Annotated in this window: 13 protein-coding genes; 11 read left to right on the top strand and 2 right to left on the bottom strand. The window is 32.6% G+C overall.

The window, feature by feature from the left end:
* Nucleotides 1-13 precede the first annotated feature (13 nt).
* The 11 genes from coaBC to HM982_RS14535 all read left to right on the top strand — a co-directional run bounded on the left by coaBC (nucleotide 14) and on the right by HM982_RS14535 (nucleotide 12,603).
* Nucleotides 14-1,225 carry a bifunctional phosphopantothenoylcysteine decarboxylase/phosphopantothenate--cysteine ligase CoaBC gene (coaBC, locus tag HM982_RS14585; RefSeq protein WP_179354007.1) on the top strand — a complete coding sequence of 404 codons (1,212 nt, stop codon included), beginning with the start codon at nucleotides 14-16 and terminating at the stop codon, nucleotides 1,223-1,225.
* The gene (gene porD, locus HM982_RS14580; RefSeq protein WP_179354005.1) at nucleotides 1,218-2,105 is read left to right on the top strand and encodes a type IX secretion system protein PorD; all 888 of its coding nucleotides are present in this window, start codon (nucleotides 1,218-1,220) and stop codon (nucleotides 2,103-2,105) included. The genes coaBC and porD overlap by 8 nt, the downstream gene beginning before the upstream one ends.
* Nucleotides 2,106-2,259: 154 nt before the next feature.
* Entirely contained in the window at nucleotides 2,260-3,912 is a 1,653-nt protein-coding gene (gene recN, locus HM982_RS14575; protein WP_179354003.1) for a DNA repair protein RecN, read from the top strand.
* A 9-nt stretch (nucleotides 3,913-3,921) separates the two neighbouring features.
* Nucleotides 3,922-4,179 (top strand): hypothetical protein, encoded by a 258-nt coding sequence (locus HM982_RS14570; RefSeq protein WP_179354002.1) that lies wholly within the window; start codon nucleotides 3,922-3,924, stop codon nucleotides 4,177-4,179.
* A gap of 115 nt (nucleotides 4,180-4,294) precedes the next feature.
* Nucleotides 4,295-5,113, top strand: a complete 819-nt coding sequence (locus HM982_RS14565) for an enoyl-ACP reductase FabI (RefSeq protein WP_179354000.1) — start codon at nucleotides 4,295-4,297, stop codon at nucleotides 5,111-5,113.
* 195 nt (nucleotides 5,114-5,308) lie between these two features.
* The gene (locus HM982_RS14560; protein WP_179353998.1) at nucleotides 5,309-7,519 is read left to right on the top strand and encodes a T9SS type A sorting domain-containing protein; all 2,211 of its coding nucleotides are present in this window, start codon (nucleotides 5,309-5,311) and stop codon (nucleotides 7,517-7,519) included.
* Nucleotides 7,520-7,689: 170 nt separating this feature from the next.
* The gene (locus tag HM982_RS14555) at nucleotides 7,690-8,697 is read left to right on the top strand and encodes a glycosyltransferase (RefSeq protein ID WP_179353996.1); all 1,008 of its coding nucleotides are present in this window, start codon (nucleotides 7,690-7,692) and stop codon (nucleotides 8,695-8,697) included.
* Nucleotides 8,698-9,660 carry a CdaR family protein gene (locus tag HM982_RS14550; RefSeq protein ID WP_179353995.1) on the top strand — a complete coding sequence of 321 codons (963 nt, stop codon included), beginning with the start codon at nucleotides 8,698-8,700 and terminating at the stop codon, nucleotides 9,658-9,660.
* Between the two features lies 1 nt (nucleotide 9,661).
* Nucleotides 9,662-10,252 carry a dephospho-CoA kinase gene (gene coaE, locus HM982_RS14545; RefSeq protein ID WP_179353993.1) on the top strand — a complete coding sequence of 197 codons (591 nt, stop codon included), beginning with the start codon at nucleotides 9,662-9,664 and terminating at the stop codon, nucleotides 10,250-10,252.
* Between the two features lie 71 nt (nucleotides 10,253-10,323).
* On the top strand, nucleotides 10,324-11,883 hold the full coding sequence (locus tag HM982_RS14540; RefSeq protein ID WP_246296836.1) for a sensor histidine kinase: 1,560 nt from the start codon (nucleotides 10,324-10,326) through the stop codon (nucleotides 11,881-11,883).
* A gap of 9 nt (nucleotides 11,884-11,892) precedes the next feature.
* Nucleotides 11,893-12,603: a response regulator transcription factor gene (locus tag HM982_RS14535; RefSeq protein WP_179353991.1), complete on the top strand. Its 711-nt coding sequence runs from the start codon at nucleotides 11,893-11,895 to the stop codon at nucleotides 12,601-12,603.
* Between the two features lie 69 nt (nucleotides 12,604-12,672).
* Here the strand turns inward: HM982_RS14535 and miaA are convergent, their stop codons facing one another.
* Nucleotides 12,673-13,584 carry a tRNA (adenosine(37)-N6)-dimethylallyltransferase MiaA gene (gene miaA, locus HM982_RS14530; protein ID WP_179353989.1) on the bottom strand — a complete coding sequence of 304 codons (912 nt, stop codon included), beginning with the start codon at nucleotides 13,582-13,584 and terminating at the stop codon, nucleotides 12,673-12,675.
* Between the two features lie 15 nt (nucleotides 13,585-13,599).
* A complete protein-coding gene (locus tag HM982_RS14525; RefSeq protein WP_179353988.1) occupies nucleotides 13,600-14,499 on the bottom strand; it encodes an ion transporter in 900 nt (299 codons plus the stop codon).
* Between the last annotated feature and the right edge of the window lie 22 nt (nucleotides 14,500-14,521).

Here is a 14,521-nt window from a genome sequence, read left to right as displayed (position 1 = left end):
TAAAGCACCTTAGATGTCAATTCTAAAGGACAAAAATATCTTATTGGGCATTACTGCTGGTATTGCCGCATATAAATCTGCCAGTTTGGTCAGGTTATTCATAAAAGCAGGCGCTAACGTAAAAGTTGTTATGACGCCTGCTTCTAAAGAGTTTGTAACACCACTCACACTTTCTACACTTTCTAAAAATCCTGTGTATTCTTCTTTTATTAATGAAGAAGATGATAACCAAGTATGGAATAATCATGTGGATTTAGGCCTTTGGGCGGACTACCTAGTTATTGCTCCTGCAACAGCCAATACCATGGCCAAAATGGCTAATGGGGTATGTGATAATTTGCTGTTAGCAACTTACCTTTCTGCTAAATGTCCGGTCTATTTTGCTCCTGCGATGGATTTGGATATGTATAAACATGAGTCTACAAAAGCATCATTTGAAAAACTTACAGCTTACGGAAATCAACTTATTCCTGCGGGAACTGGTGAGTTGGCTAGTGGTTTAGTAGGTGAAGGTAGAATGGCCGAGCCCGAGGCGATTGTCAACTTTATTGAAAATGATATTTTAGATCAATTACCATTAAAAGGAAAAAAAGTATTAATCACAGCTGGTCCTACTTATGAAGCTATTGACCCTGTGCGATTTATAGGCAATCATTCTAGTGGTAAAATGGGGTTCGAAATCGCTAAAGCAGCTGTAAATTTAGGTGCAGAAGTTATTTTAGTAACCGGGCCAACACATCAAAAAATAGCACATAGCTCAGTAGATATAAAACCTGTGGTTACTGCAGAAGCGATGTATAATGAAGTCCATCAACATTATAAAACTTCAGATATTGCGATTCTTTCTGCTGCGGTTTCAGATTATAGACCAGATAATGTTGCGGATCAGAAAATAAAAAAGAAAGCTTCGACGTTTACTATTACGTTAGAAAAGACAAAGGATATTTTAAAATCATTAGGAGAAATTAAAACCAATCAATTTTTAGTAGGGTTTGCATTAGAAACTAATAATGAATTAGAGCATGCCCAAGGGAAATTGAAATCTAAAAATTTAGACCTCATTGTACTAAATTCATTGCAAGATAAAGGCGCAGGTTTTGGCGTGTCCACAAATAAAGTTACATTTATAACCGCTTCTAACGAGATTATTGAAAATGAATTAAAATCTAAAGCAGATGTTGCTGAAGATTTAATGCAACTTATACTAAAACAATCACATGCGTAATCTATTTCTTTTAATCGCTTTTTTAATTTCTACGGTTACTTTTTCGCAAGAGTTAAATTGTAGCGTAAGTGTTATAGCTCAACAAACCGGAAATGAAAATAATGTTGTATTTAAAACATTAGAGAGTCAGTTGACAGAGTTTGTTAATAACACAAAATGGACAAGTACAGCCTTTGCACCGCAAGAGCGCATTAATTGTAGTATGGTTATTAATATTTTAGACTATAACAACGATTCGTTTTCAGCGACCATCCAAGTATCGTCATCGCGTCCTGTTTTTAATTCAAGCTATAGTTCTCCTGTTTATAATTATAATGATAGAGACTTTAATTTTCAGTATTTAGAGTATCAAAATTTAATTTTTAATCCCAACCAATTTGAATCTAACCTGGTTTCTGTTTTGTCATTTCACGTATATATGATTCTAGGTATGGATGCCGATACTTTTGAGCTTAAAGGTGGTGATTCGTATTTTAAACAAGCACAGACCATTGCTAATTATTCACAACAGCTTAGTGGTCAAGGTTGGAAAATGGAAGATGGTCTTCAGTCGCGTTTTGCCATGATTGACAATTTAATGTCTCCTTCATACACGGATATGAGAACAGCCATGTACAGATACCATAGAGAAGGCATGGATATTATGAATGAAGGCGCTAAAGATGGGAAGACAAAAATTATTTCGGTATTAGATGATTTACAAAAAGTACATCGTATAAGACCAAATTCTTACTTAATGCGTGTGTTTTTTGATGCAAAAGCAGATGAAATAATGGATATACTTTCTGGCGGCCCAAGTGTTAACATCACAGAAGCTAAGGATATATTAAACCGAATTGCGCCAATGCACTCCCAAAAGTGGCGTAATATTAAGTTTTAGTTTTTTATTCTGAATAACGCTTTAAAACAGAGCTTATAAAGTTGTTTTAAATTAGATCAATGCAACCATCAAATTTTGCATTAAAACATTTTCTTTCTACTTTTCAAATATAAAGCCTTAATCGCTTAATTTTGTACTCATAAAATAGAAACCCTTGCTCACATCACTTTACATAAAAAATTACGCGCTCATCGATGAGCTTAATGTTGCATTTAATAATGGCTTAACTATTATTACTGGTGAAACAGGTGCAGGAAAATCCATTTTATTAGGCGGTTTGTCTTTAGTATTAGGAAAACGTGCTGACCTTAGTCAGGTAAAAAATGCAACCGAAAAATGTATCATTGAAGCTCATTTTGATATTGCTAACTACGATTTAAAACCATTATTCAATACTCTGGATTTAGATTATGAAGTGCAAACCATCATTAGACGAGAGATTTTACCATCAGGAAAATCAAGAGCATTTATAAACGATACGCCCGTAACTTTAGACAATTTGGTGGCTTTAAGTGGTTTTCTCATTGATATCCACTCGCAACAACAAACACAACAACTTACTCAAGATGATTACCAGTTTAAAGTGATTGATGCTTTGGCGGATAACAAGTCTTATTTAAAAGAATTTTCAAAAGGCTTAGTTGGTTATAAAACACTTCAGAAATCCTTAGAAGAATTAAAAGCATCTAAGGCTGAACTCATTAAAGAATACGATTATAATTTATTTTTATCTAATGAGTTGAATGAGATTAACCTAGAGAAAATAAATCTTGAAGATTTAGAAGCGCAGTATGAGGAACTTAATAACGTTGAAATTATAAGTGAGAAATTAAGTAGTGCGAAATCCATATTAAGTACAGAAGATCTTGGTGTTGTAGACCAACTGAATTTGGCAAAACAAGATTTGACTAAAATTGCTAATTTTGGAGCTTCTTACGAAACGTTAAAAGAGCGCTTAGTAAGTGTTGGCATTGAACTCGACGATATTTTAATAGAGCTCGATAATCTTGAAGAAAACTTATCGTCTGACCCACAAGAATTAGAACGTATCAGCAGTAAGCTTCAAATTGTAAATAATTTATTTCAAAAACATGCCGTTACAGAAATAGACGATTTAATAGCAATTCATAACGATTTAAAGTCAAAAATAAATAATACGGAAAGCCTAGATGACGCAATTGTCTTAAAAGAACAAGACCTCTTAAAACAAAATGAGAAACTTAACCAGATAGCTTTAAAAATTCATAATAAACGAAAAAAAGTTATTCCGGTATTTGTTTCAAAATTAGAAGCGATTCTTTCAGAATTGGGTATGCCTAATGCTAAATTTAAAGTTGAATTAGAAACTACTGAGGCCTTTGCTAAAAATGGTAAAGATGATTTACAGTTTTTGTTTATGGCTAATAAAGGCTCTAGTTTTAACGCCTTAAAGAAATCAGCTTCAGGAGGTGAATTATCGCGTATTATGTTGGCTATAAAATCAATTTTAGCTGAATATGTGCAACTTCCTTCAATCATGTTTGATGAAATTGATACCGGCGTATCTGGAGAAATTTCAAATAAAATGGGTGAAATTATGAAACGCATGAGTAGTAAAATGCAGGTGTTTACCATTACACATTTACCTCAAATTGCAGCCAAAGGAGATTCGCACTTTAAAGTCTATAAAACCGATAGCGACAATGTAACGCATACCCAGCTAAAAAAATTAAAAGAAGATGAGCGTATTGTAGAAATTGCCCAAATGTTAGGGGGATTAACCATTACAGATTCTGCTATGGAGCATGCAAAACAATTACTACATTAATTCTTAGTGATGAAAAATTATCTTTTAGTTTTAATTCTTATAGTAAATTTGGGCGCTATGTCTTGTGGAAGCGATGATCCTTGTGAGGTAAACCATGTCATTATTAATGATGAGTGCGTGCCTGATTATATTTTTCCTGAAGCAGAAGATTTACAAAATGGGGATAAGTATTACCATAAAAAATTTGGTCTCATTATATATAAAGATAATCAATGGACAGATGAACGGGGTTCTGTTATTGAAGATTTAGAAATTAAAACCGATTAATACGTTCAAAGTTTTATTAACTTTGGCATCATAAAAATAAGATAAATAGATTTCTTCATGGCTATAGTTTCTATGTCGAAGAACAACAAACAACTTAACAACTAACAATAAAGACATGTCATACAATTTACTAAAAGGAAAAAGAGGAATTATTTTTGGAGCTTTAGATGAAAACTCTATCGCTTGGAAAACTGCAGAACGCGTACATGAAGAAGGCGGAACATTTGTACTGACTAATGCACCAGTTGCCATGCGAATGGGGCAAATTAATGAATTAGCCGAAAAAACGGGGTCTCAAATTATTCCTGCAGATGCCACTTCAGAAGAAGATCTTAAAAATCTTGTAGAACAATCTATGGAGATTTTAGGCGGTAAAATTGATTTTGTTTTACATTCTATTGGGATGTCTATAAATGTAAGAAAAGGAAAACATTATACCGATCAAAATTATGCATGGACACAAAAAGGAACGGATGTTTCTGCAATGTCTTTTCATAAAGTTATGCAAACCTTATATAAAGCAGATGCTATGAATGAATGGGGGAGTATTGTTGCTTTAACTTATATGGCTGCACAACGTGTGTTTCCAGATTATAATGACATGGCCGATAATAAAGCCTATTTAGAAAGTGTAGCACGTAGCTTTGGGTATTACTTTGGTAAGGATAAAAAAGTAAGAGTGAATACTATTTCGCAATCGCCAACGCCAACAACGGCAGGTAGTGGTGTTAAAGGTTTTGATGGTTTCATTGCTTTTGCTGATAAAATGTCACCATTAGGTAATGCTACAGCAATGGATTGTGCAAATTATACGGTTTCATTGTTTAGTGATTTAACCAAACGTGTCACGCTACAGAATTTGTATAATGATGGTGGTTTTAGTAATATGGGCGTCAGTGACGCTGTTATGGATACCTTTGTTGAAAACCAATAATGCATTAAGATTTTTAATTGTAAAAGCCATTGTACAAATTGTATAATGGCTTTTTTTTGTTCTAAATAATAACATAAATATAATATTGCTTTTTGTCGTCATTTTCTTCATTTTGACGATCCAAAAGTTAAAGCTAAGATTGTTCTAAATAATTAACATATTTTTAGAGAATTACTAACTAAAATTTTTATTTACATGAAAAAAATTACACTAATGTTTTTTGCAATGTTACTTGTAGGTTATACAAGTAACGCCCAGGTTTGTGGCGAAGTATTTATGGATTCTGGAGGAACAGAATCTGGTTATAGTTCTAGTGAATCATCTTCTACAACTATTACACCTGAAAACTCTGGAGATGTTGTAACGCTTGTATTTACATATGTTGATATTGAAGCCAATACTTATGGTGGCGGATGTTATGATTATTTAACTATATATGATGGTCCAGATAATACTTATCCTATTTTAGCTGAGACTTTGTGTGGAGAAGTAAGTGGTGATGGAGGTGATCCAGGAGACGGTTATAGGATTGATTTAGGAGATACATTTACATCTACAGATGCATCTGGTGCGTTAACTATTGAGTTTACTTCTGATAGTTCAGTTCAAGGAACAGGATGGGAAGCAAATATTATTTGTGGTCCACCACCTACATGTACAGCACCAACAATTGACAGTTCTATAGCAGTAGAAGATAGCTGTACTCCAGAAGGAACAGGAACATATAATGTAGAAATAGTGGTATCCGATGCTGGTGATGCAGGTAGTGTTTTTGACGATGGAACAAACACGTATCCAGTAGTTGTAGGTACGGTTATAGCAGGACCTTATGCTAGTGGAGAAGAAGTAACTATTACTTTAGATGTTCTTGATGGTGAAATTTGTGATTCACCTGTCGGTACATTTGAGTTTACATGCCCACTACCAGCACCTGCAAATGACGAGTGTTCAGGTGCTATTGCTTTAACAATTAATTCTGATTTAGAATGTACATCTACCACTTCTGGAACAATAGAAGCAGCGACACCTTCTGGCGTAGACGAAACTGCATGTTATGGAACCGAAAATGATGATGTTTGGTTCTCTTTTGTTGCTACAGAATCTATGCACCAAATAGAATTATTAAATGTAGTTGGTAGCTATACTGATTTATACCACTCCGTATGGTCTGGTTCTTGTGGAGAATTAACGAATTTAACTTGTAGTGACTCTGATACTAGTACTGTTACTGGATTAACGGTTGGAGAAACGTACTTATTAAGAATTAATTCTTACGGGTCTTCTAATTATGTTACAACCTTTGATATTTGCCTGAGTACATTACCTGCACCTGTTGCTAATGATGAATGTGTAGACGCTATTGAATTAACAGTATCTGATGATACTTGTAATAATGTAATTTCAGGAACTACTGAAAACGCTTATGCATCAATTGAAGATACTTGTTCTGCAATAAACAAAGACGTTTGGTATTCGTTTACACCTTCTGAAACCAATATTTTTAATATTGATGTTACTGAAACTTTTGATTCTTCTTTTTCGTCTACTTATCTCTCTGTATATGAAGGTGCATGTGGTGCATTAACACAAGTTGGTTCAAGTTGTTATAGTTCTTCTTTTAGTGGTGAATTAACAGCTAGTACAACTTATTATGTAAATGTAAGAAGTTCAAGTTCATCAGCATATGTAAACTTTGATTTATGTGTAATACCTGCTCCAGCTCCTCCAGCTAATAATGATTGTTCTGGTGCTCAGGCAGTTACTCAAGAAACTGAAATTGCAGATGTTGATGGTGCAACTGCTGTTTCTGGAACTATAGAATCTGCAGTAGCTTCTGGTGTTGCTGCTGAAGCCTGTGGTAGTTATACGGGTACAGCTAATGATGACGTATGGTATTCATTTGTAGCATTAACTGAAGATGTTAATATAGATTACGATCTTACTTTTGATGGTGTTGCAATACTGTACACAGGTACATGTGACGAATTAACTTATGTAGCTTGTTCTGATAATTTCGGTTTAACTGAAGAAATTAATGCAACAGGTTTAACTGTAGGTGAAACGTATTATACAAGAATTTTTCAATATGGTACTGATTCAACAAGCGGTTTAACTTTTGATTTAAAAATCTGGTCACCAAGTGAAGACGCATTATCACTTAATGATTTTGAATCAGAAACTGCTTTTACATACTATCCTAACCCAGTTAAAAACACATTAACATTAAATGCTCAAAACACTATAGAGCAAGTGGCAATGTATAATATGCTAGGTCAAGAAGTATTAAGAACAATGCCTAATGCAGTAGCTAGTGATTTAGATATGTCTAACCTACAAACGGGTACTTACTTTGTTAAAGTAACAATCGCTAATGTTACTGAAACAATTAGAGTGATTAAGCAATAGCCTAATTCATTTATAATTATAGAAAAGCCGCTAATTTTAGCGGCTTTTTTTTGTTCTAAAAACAAGCTAGAAAGTCAATAGTTGTTCGTTTTAATTTTGATGCAGATGTAATTTATTTAAAGCGCGACTAAAACTTAAAAATTGCATTTGGTTATTTACCTTTGTACCTTATGGAAGCCATTAATTTTTCTTTTATTATTCCTGTCTTTAACAGACCTAATGAAATTAAAGAACTTTTAGAAAGTTTTTTAAATTTAGAAGGCCAACATGATTTTGAAATTGTAATAGTAGAAGATGGTTCTACTGAAACATCAGAAGCAGTTATTAAACAGTTTAATAACCAATTAGATATTTCGTATTATTTTAAACAAAATTCGGGACCAGGAGATTCTAGAAATTATGGCATGCAAAACGCTAAAGGTAATTATTTTATTATTTTAGATTCCGATGTATTACTGCCTCCCAATTATTTAATTGAAGTTATAAAGTTTTTAGAACTAGATTATTACGATTGTTTTGGCGGGCCAGATGCTGCACATCCTTCGTTTACCAAGCTTCAAAGAGCAATTAATTTTGCCATGACCTCTTTTATAACTACAGGTGGAATAAGAGGAGGGAAGCAACAGGTAGATGATTTTCAGCCCAGAAGTTTTAATATGGGCTTATCTAAAAAAGCATTTTTAGCTTCAGGTGGATTTGGTGAAATTCATCCTGGTGAAGATCCAGATTTATCATTACGTTTACATCAATTAGGATTTAAAACCACACTAATTACTTCGGCTTTTGTCTATCATAAGCGTCGGATTTCTTGGTCTAAGTTTTACAATCAAGTTTATAAATTTGGAATGGTACGCCCAATTCTAAATCAATGGCACCCAAAATCTAGTAGTATTGTATATTGGTTTCCTACGGTATTTAGTCTAGGTCTAATTATTTCAATGATATTAGCTTTCAGTCAGGTTAGTTTACCGTTATACCTCTATGGTTTATATTTTACTATAGCTTTTGTATTGGCTTTAATTTCAAACCGAAGTATTAGCGTAGCATTTCAAGCATTATTGGCTATTATGATTCAGTTTTTTGGTTATGGTTATGGTTTTTTAAAATCAACGTTTGTTTTAGGAGTACTTAAAAAAAATCCTAAAGAATCATTTCCACAATTATTTTTTAAAATATAAATGGATACAAAGAAAAAAATAAACATATTAGATCACTTAAAAGAAAAAAAAGTAAAGCGTTTTGGGCTGTTTTTTGTCGTTGCGTTTATATTCTTAATATTTTCAAAGCTTTCTAACGATTATAAGCAAACGGTAAATTTAAAAGTAAACCTTATTAATACTGATGATGAAATCTTATTAAAAAATGATTCAGCAAATTATATTCAAGCTTATGTTGAAGCTAAAGGGATTACATTAATGCCACTGATATTTAATGCGTATAAGAGCTTTGATGTTAATGCTAAAAGTGATGTGGCTCTAAAATCGGACTATTTTATTTTTGATGTGCAAAAACATAAATATTTGATTGAAGATCAATTGGGCAATTCCTTTGAGCTAATTTCTTTAATGCCAGACACACTTTTAATTCCTTATGCCAAACGCGCTTCAAAACTAGTACCAATAAAACTCAAGAAAAAAATAAATTACGCTGTAGGCTATGATATAAAAGGCGATTATAAATTAGATGTTGATAGTGTTAAAATTGTAGGGTCAGCTTCAGAAGTTAATAAAATAAACGCGATTACTACAGAAGAATTAAGCCTGAATAATGTAAACAGTGCTATTAATACAACTGTAAGACTCGATGCTTCAGGGTATAATAATATTGAAATTTTTCCTAAAGAAGCTGTGGTTAGCGGCACCGTTAAGCGATTTACAGAAGGAACAGTAGAAGTTTCTATTGCAATCATAAATCAACCTCAAAACATTACCATTAATTACTTCCCCAAAACAGTAAGTGTTGCTTACTATGTAGATTTAGAAAGCTATAATGCTGTAAAAGCTTTAGATTTTGTAGTAGAATGTGATTATGCAGATTTAGATGATAATCAAACCTATTTAATACCTAAAATTGTTAAGAAGCCAGACTTTGTAAAGCATGTTAATATAAAGCAAAAACGAATCGATTTTATTAAATTATAATATGATAATAGTTGGACTAACAGGTGGTATAGGTAGTGGTAAAACAACCATTTTAAAATGTTTTGAATCCTTCGGTGTTCCGGTTTATATTGCAGATATTGAAGCAAAAGCTTTAATGAACCGTTCAATGGTGATAAGACGCCAACTAATTGATCTATTTGGTAAAGAAGCTTATGTAAACGACACCCTGAATAGACCCTTTTTGTCTTCAAAAATTTTCAGTGATAAAACCTTACTCTCAAAAATGAATGCTATCGTTCATCCTAAAGTAGCAGCGCATTTTAAAAATTGGCTAAAAAAACAAGAATTTAGTTACGTTATTAAAGAAGCAGCAATAATTTTTGAAAATAATTTAGAAAATCAATACGACTATATTATCACAGTTATTGCCGATGAGGACTTAAGATTACAACGTGTTATGAAGCGAGATAATGCTTCTAAAGAAAAAATAAAAGCTATAATGAGTAATCAATTATCTGATAAAGAGAAAGTTGATAGGTCTGATTTTATTATAGAAAATAATGACTTAAACACGGCAAAAAAACAAGCGCTTACAATTCATAACACCATTCTCGCAAAAATAAATCAATAATAGAACTTATCTTATGTTAACGTTAGGTTAAACCTAATTTATACTAAATGTTAAAATGTTAAATTTGGATAATGGACAAAAAGCTATTCGTGGTATTGGTGGTCTTGATGAGCTTATCGCTTATCGGAATTATTTTTGTACAATCATTTTTTATAAATAATAGTATAGAGAATGAAAAAAAGAATTTCACATTAAGCGTTCATCGCTCGTTAAGCTATGTTTCTAAGGCTATTGAGGAATATGAGTACAGAGATTATTTTGAAAAACTCCAACCTTATTTAACCCCAGATAACAAAGCAGATTCTGCTATTATTAAGCAATTATTTGTAACGGATGAAGACGATATTAATGATAAAACCATAGTTCATAGAAATACGGTTTTAGAAGAGCGTTTTAAAGTGCCTTCATTGTTCTTTGAAATTGATGCAGACAGTTTTAATATCAGTAAGTTATATAGCGAACGCGTTACAGAAACCTATAATACCACTAAAATAGATGGTGTTAGACGTATCGATCCTGAAACGCGACTAAGAGAATACTCATCATTGAGTGCTCTAGATAGACAGATGTATGACGATACGTTTAGAGATTTATTAAAAGATATACCTATATACAAGCGTGTATCAGCATTACAGGTTGAAACCTTATTAGAAAGAGAACTAAAAGATGAAGGTGTAGATTTAGATTTTGAATTTGCAATCTACGATGATGATTTAGCAACAACAGTTCAAAGTCAAAATTTTGACAGTAAAAACCCTTATGGTGTTCCTGTCTTTCTAAACACCAATAACAGTTATAAACTTTTAGTTAGTTTTCCGGATAGAAAAGAGTATTGGCTATCTTCTATTTTATGGATGATAGTGCTGTCAATTATCTTTACTGCAATTATAGTTATAGCTTATGTTAGTGCTATTTATCAGTTAATTAGACAACGGCAAATATCACAGATTAAAACGGATTTCATTAATAATATGACGCATGAGTTTAAAACACCTATTGCAACAATTAATTTGGCTTTAGACTCTATAAAGAATCCAAAAATAATTAATGACCGCGAAAAGGTAATGCGTTATTTAGGAATGATTAAAGACGAGAACAAACGTATGCATGCTCAGGTAGAGAATGTGTTGCGTATTTCTAAATTAGACAAAAATGAACTTAATATTAGTAAGGAACGCTTAGAGTTAAACGACATAGTTGAAGACGCAATTACTCATGTGGAGTTAATTGTTGAAGATAGAAAAGGCTATGTAAAAACACATTTAAACGCAGACCGGTCATCAATTTTAGCTAACGATACTCATTTTACAAATGTGGTTGTCAATGTTTTAGATAATGCCATAAAATATTCAGACGATGCACCAAAAATAGATGTATACACTGAAAATGCAGGAAATAATATTATCTTAAAAATTGCAGATCAAGGTAATGGGATGACAAAAGCAGTTGCCAAACGTGTATTCGAAAAATTTTATAGAGAACACACCGGTAACGTACATAATGTAAAAGGACATGGATTAGGCTTAGCCTACGTAAAACGAATAATAGAAGACCATCAAGGTCATATATCAGTAGAAAGTGAAAAAGGAAAAGGCAGTACCTTTATTATAAAGATGCCGTTAATATCATAAAAACGAATTATGGAAGAGCAAAATAAAAAAATTCTTTTAGTTGAAGATGATCCAAATTTTGGAACCGTATTAAAAGACTATTTAATGATGAACGATTACGACGTTGTCCATGCTAAAAATGGTATGGAAGGCTTTGAAAAGTTCAAAAAAGATGATTACGATCTATGCATCTTAGATGTTATGATGCCTTATAAAGATGGCTTTACATTAGCTAAAGAAATTAGAGAAAAGAATGCTGAAGTGCCAATTATTTTCTTAACGGCCAAAGCCATGAAAGAAGATGTTTTAAAAGGTTATAAAGTAGGTGCTGATGACTATCTTAATAAACCCTTTGATAGTGAAGTATTATTAATGAAAATCAAAGCTATCATGCAGCGTAAGGCAACTGATTCTGTAGCAGATAGTAAACAGTTTGAGTTTAAAATAGGACGTTTTGATTTAAATTCTAAATTGCGTTTCTTAAAATTAGATGGCGGTGATCCTTCTAAACTATCACCTAAAGAAAATGAATTATTACGTTTATTGGCATTGCATGAAAATGATTTAATGCCAAGAGAATTAGCCTTAACAAAAATTTGGAGAGATGATAATTATTTTACCTCTCGTAGTATGGATGTTTATATTGCTAAACTGCGTAAATATTTAAAACCAGATCCTAATGTTGAAATTTTAAACATTCATGGTGAGGGCTTTAGATTGGTAATTAATAATGACAAATAATTGTAAATTATATAGTATTAAAAAATCCAGTTCTTTTAGAGCTGGATTTTTTTTTGTCTAATACGTTGTTTAAAGTTGTTCTTCAATAAACTGAATTATCTTTTCGACTTCAGTTTCATAATCAAACCAAGTGATTGATGTATCTTTTCTAAACCAAGTTAATTGCCGTTTAGCAAAACGTCGGGTATTTTTCTTAATTTCAGAAATGGCAAATTCTAAGGTCCACTCGCCTTCAAAATATTTAAATAATTCTTTATAGCCAACGGTATTTAATGCATTGAGATGTTTATAAGGAAATAGTGCTTTTGCTTCGTCTAACAAACCATTTTCAATCATTATATCAACGCGTTGGTTAATCCGCTCATACATTATAGGGCGTTCGGCAAATAAACCAATTGAAATGGTTTTAAAGTCACGATTTTTTTCCGGATTGGTTAAAAAAGAGGCATAAGGTTTGCCTGTGCCAATACAAATTTCTAACGCTCTTATAACCCGTTGTGGATTATCAATAGCTATGCTATTATACGTTTTTAGATCTAAATCTTTTAATTGTGCTTGTAGATGTACTAAGCCATGAGTTTCTAACTGTTGGTTTAATTTTGGTCTTATATCAGCAGCAACTTCAGGAAAATAATCTAAACCTTTGGTTAGGGCTTTTACATACAGACCTGAGCCACCAACCATTACTGAAATTGGATTTTCCTCATGTAATGTTTTAAGTTTAATAATGGCATCTCGTTCAAAATCACCAACGTTATAAGCGTCATTAATAGAAATATGTTGTATAAAATGATGCTTAGCAGCCTTAAGCTCTTCGTTTGAAGGTACGGCAGTGCCAATAGCCATTTCTTTATAAAATTGACGCGAATCTGCAGATACAATTTCAGCATTAAAATGTTGGGCAAGTTTTATACTTAAAGCCGTTTTGCCTATTGCGGTAGGGCCAACAATAGCAATGACGTAATTTTGAACTTTTGTCATAAGTAAAGCTAAGATTTAGAGATGCAGTTTATAACCGCATTTATAGCAGAAATTGGAATCATCTTTGTGATTAGATACACCACAATTTGGGCAATGTTGCGAATTGAGATCAACAGCAGTGTTGTTATTATCATTTTGTGCATTGTGGTTATTACTGCTGTGCAATAAAGCTTCTTTTTCTAAATCGGCTTTTCGGCTACTTTTAGCATATTCTGCAGAAACAATTCCCGTTGGTACAGCAATAATTCCGTAACCTAAAATCATGATAAAAGTTGTGATAAACTGTCCTAAGGCAGTTTGAGGTGCAATATCTCCAAAGCCAACTGTGGTTAAGGTAACAATACACCAATAAACGCTTTTGGGAATATTGTCAAACCCATTGGCCTCACCTTCAACTAAATACATAATTGTTCCAAAAATTATTGAAGACACAATTACGGCAAATAAGAACACAAAAATCTTTACTCTACTCGCTATAATGGAATCTTTAAGTTGGTTAGAAGCGCCTAAATATCTTGCAAGTTTTAAAATTCTAAAAACCCTAAGTAATCGTAAAGCTCTTAAAGTCACTAAGGCCTGAGAACCCGCAAAAATGAAGGCCAAATACATAGGAATGGTTGATAGAAAATCAATTACTCCGAAGAAGCTAAACATATACTTCAATGGCTTTTTGACCGAAATGATTCTTAGAATATATTCAATTGAAAACAAGATGGTAACAACCCATTCTCCTATATATAAAATTTGATGGTATTTTTCGTCAACACTAGCAACACTCTCAAGCATTACAAGAACAATACTCAACAGAATGAAAACCAATAGTAGCACATCAAATAACTTCCCCGAAGGCGTATCCGCCTCGTAGATGATTTCATGAATTTTAGATTTCCAATTATGTTTATTTATAGTATTCATAGTTTGGTTTGTGAACGAAAAA

This window comes from Winogradskyella vidalii, assembly GCF_013403955.1.
GTDB lineage: Bacteria > Bacteroidota > Bacteroidia > Flavobacteriales > Flavobacteriaceae > Winogradskyella > Winogradskyella vidalii.
This window is presented reverse-complemented; position numbering and strand designations above follow the sequence as displayed.

Excerpts from the sequence above, each read along its gene's own strand:
- coaBC (WP_179354007.1), top strand. The coding sequence starts at position 14 with ATGTCAATTCTAAAGGACAAAAATATCTTATTGGGCATTACTGCTGGT.
- porD (WP_179354005.1), top strand. The coding sequence starts at position 1,218 with ATGCGTAATCTATTTCTTTTAATCGCTTTTTTAATTTCTACGGTTACT.
- HM982_RS14570 (WP_179354002.1), top strand. The coding sequence starts at position 3,922 with ATGAAAAATTATCTTTTAGTTTTAATTCTTATAGTAAATTTGGGCGCT.
- HM982_RS14565 (WP_179354000.1), top strand. The coding sequence starts at position 4,295 with ATGTCATACAATTTACTAAAAGGAAAAAGAGGAATTATTTTTGGAGCT.
- HM982_RS14560 (WP_179353998.1), top strand. The coding sequence starts at position 5,309 with ATGAAAAAAATTACACTAATGTTTTTTGCAATGTTACTTGTAGGTTAT.
- HM982_RS14555 (WP_179353996.1), top strand. The coding sequence starts at position 7,690 with ATGGAAGCCATTAATTTTTCTTTTATTATTCCTGTCTTTAACAGACCT.
- HM982_RS14550 (WP_179353995.1), top strand. The coding sequence starts at position 8,698 with ATGGATACAAAGAAAAAAATAAACATATTAGATCACTTAAAAGAAAAA.
- coaE (WP_179353993.1), top strand. The coding sequence starts at position 9,662 with ATGATAATAGTTGGACTAACAGGTGGTATAGGTAGTGGTAAAACAACC.
- HM982_RS14540 (WP_246296836.1), top strand. The coding sequence starts at position 10,324 with ATGGACAAAAAGCTATTCGTGGTATTGGTGGTCTTGATGAGCTTATCG.
- HM982_RS14535 (WP_179353991.1), top strand. The coding sequence starts at position 11,893 with ATGGAAGAGCAAAATAAAAAAATTCTTTTAGTTGAAGATGATCCAAAT.
- miaA (WP_179353989.1), bottom strand. The coding sequence starts at position 13,584 with ATGACAAAAGTTCAAAATTACGTCATTGCTATTGTTGGCCCTACCGCA.
- HM982_RS14525 (WP_179353988.1), bottom strand. The coding sequence starts at position 14,499 with ATGAATACTATAAATAAACATAATTGGAAATCTAAAATTCATGAAATC.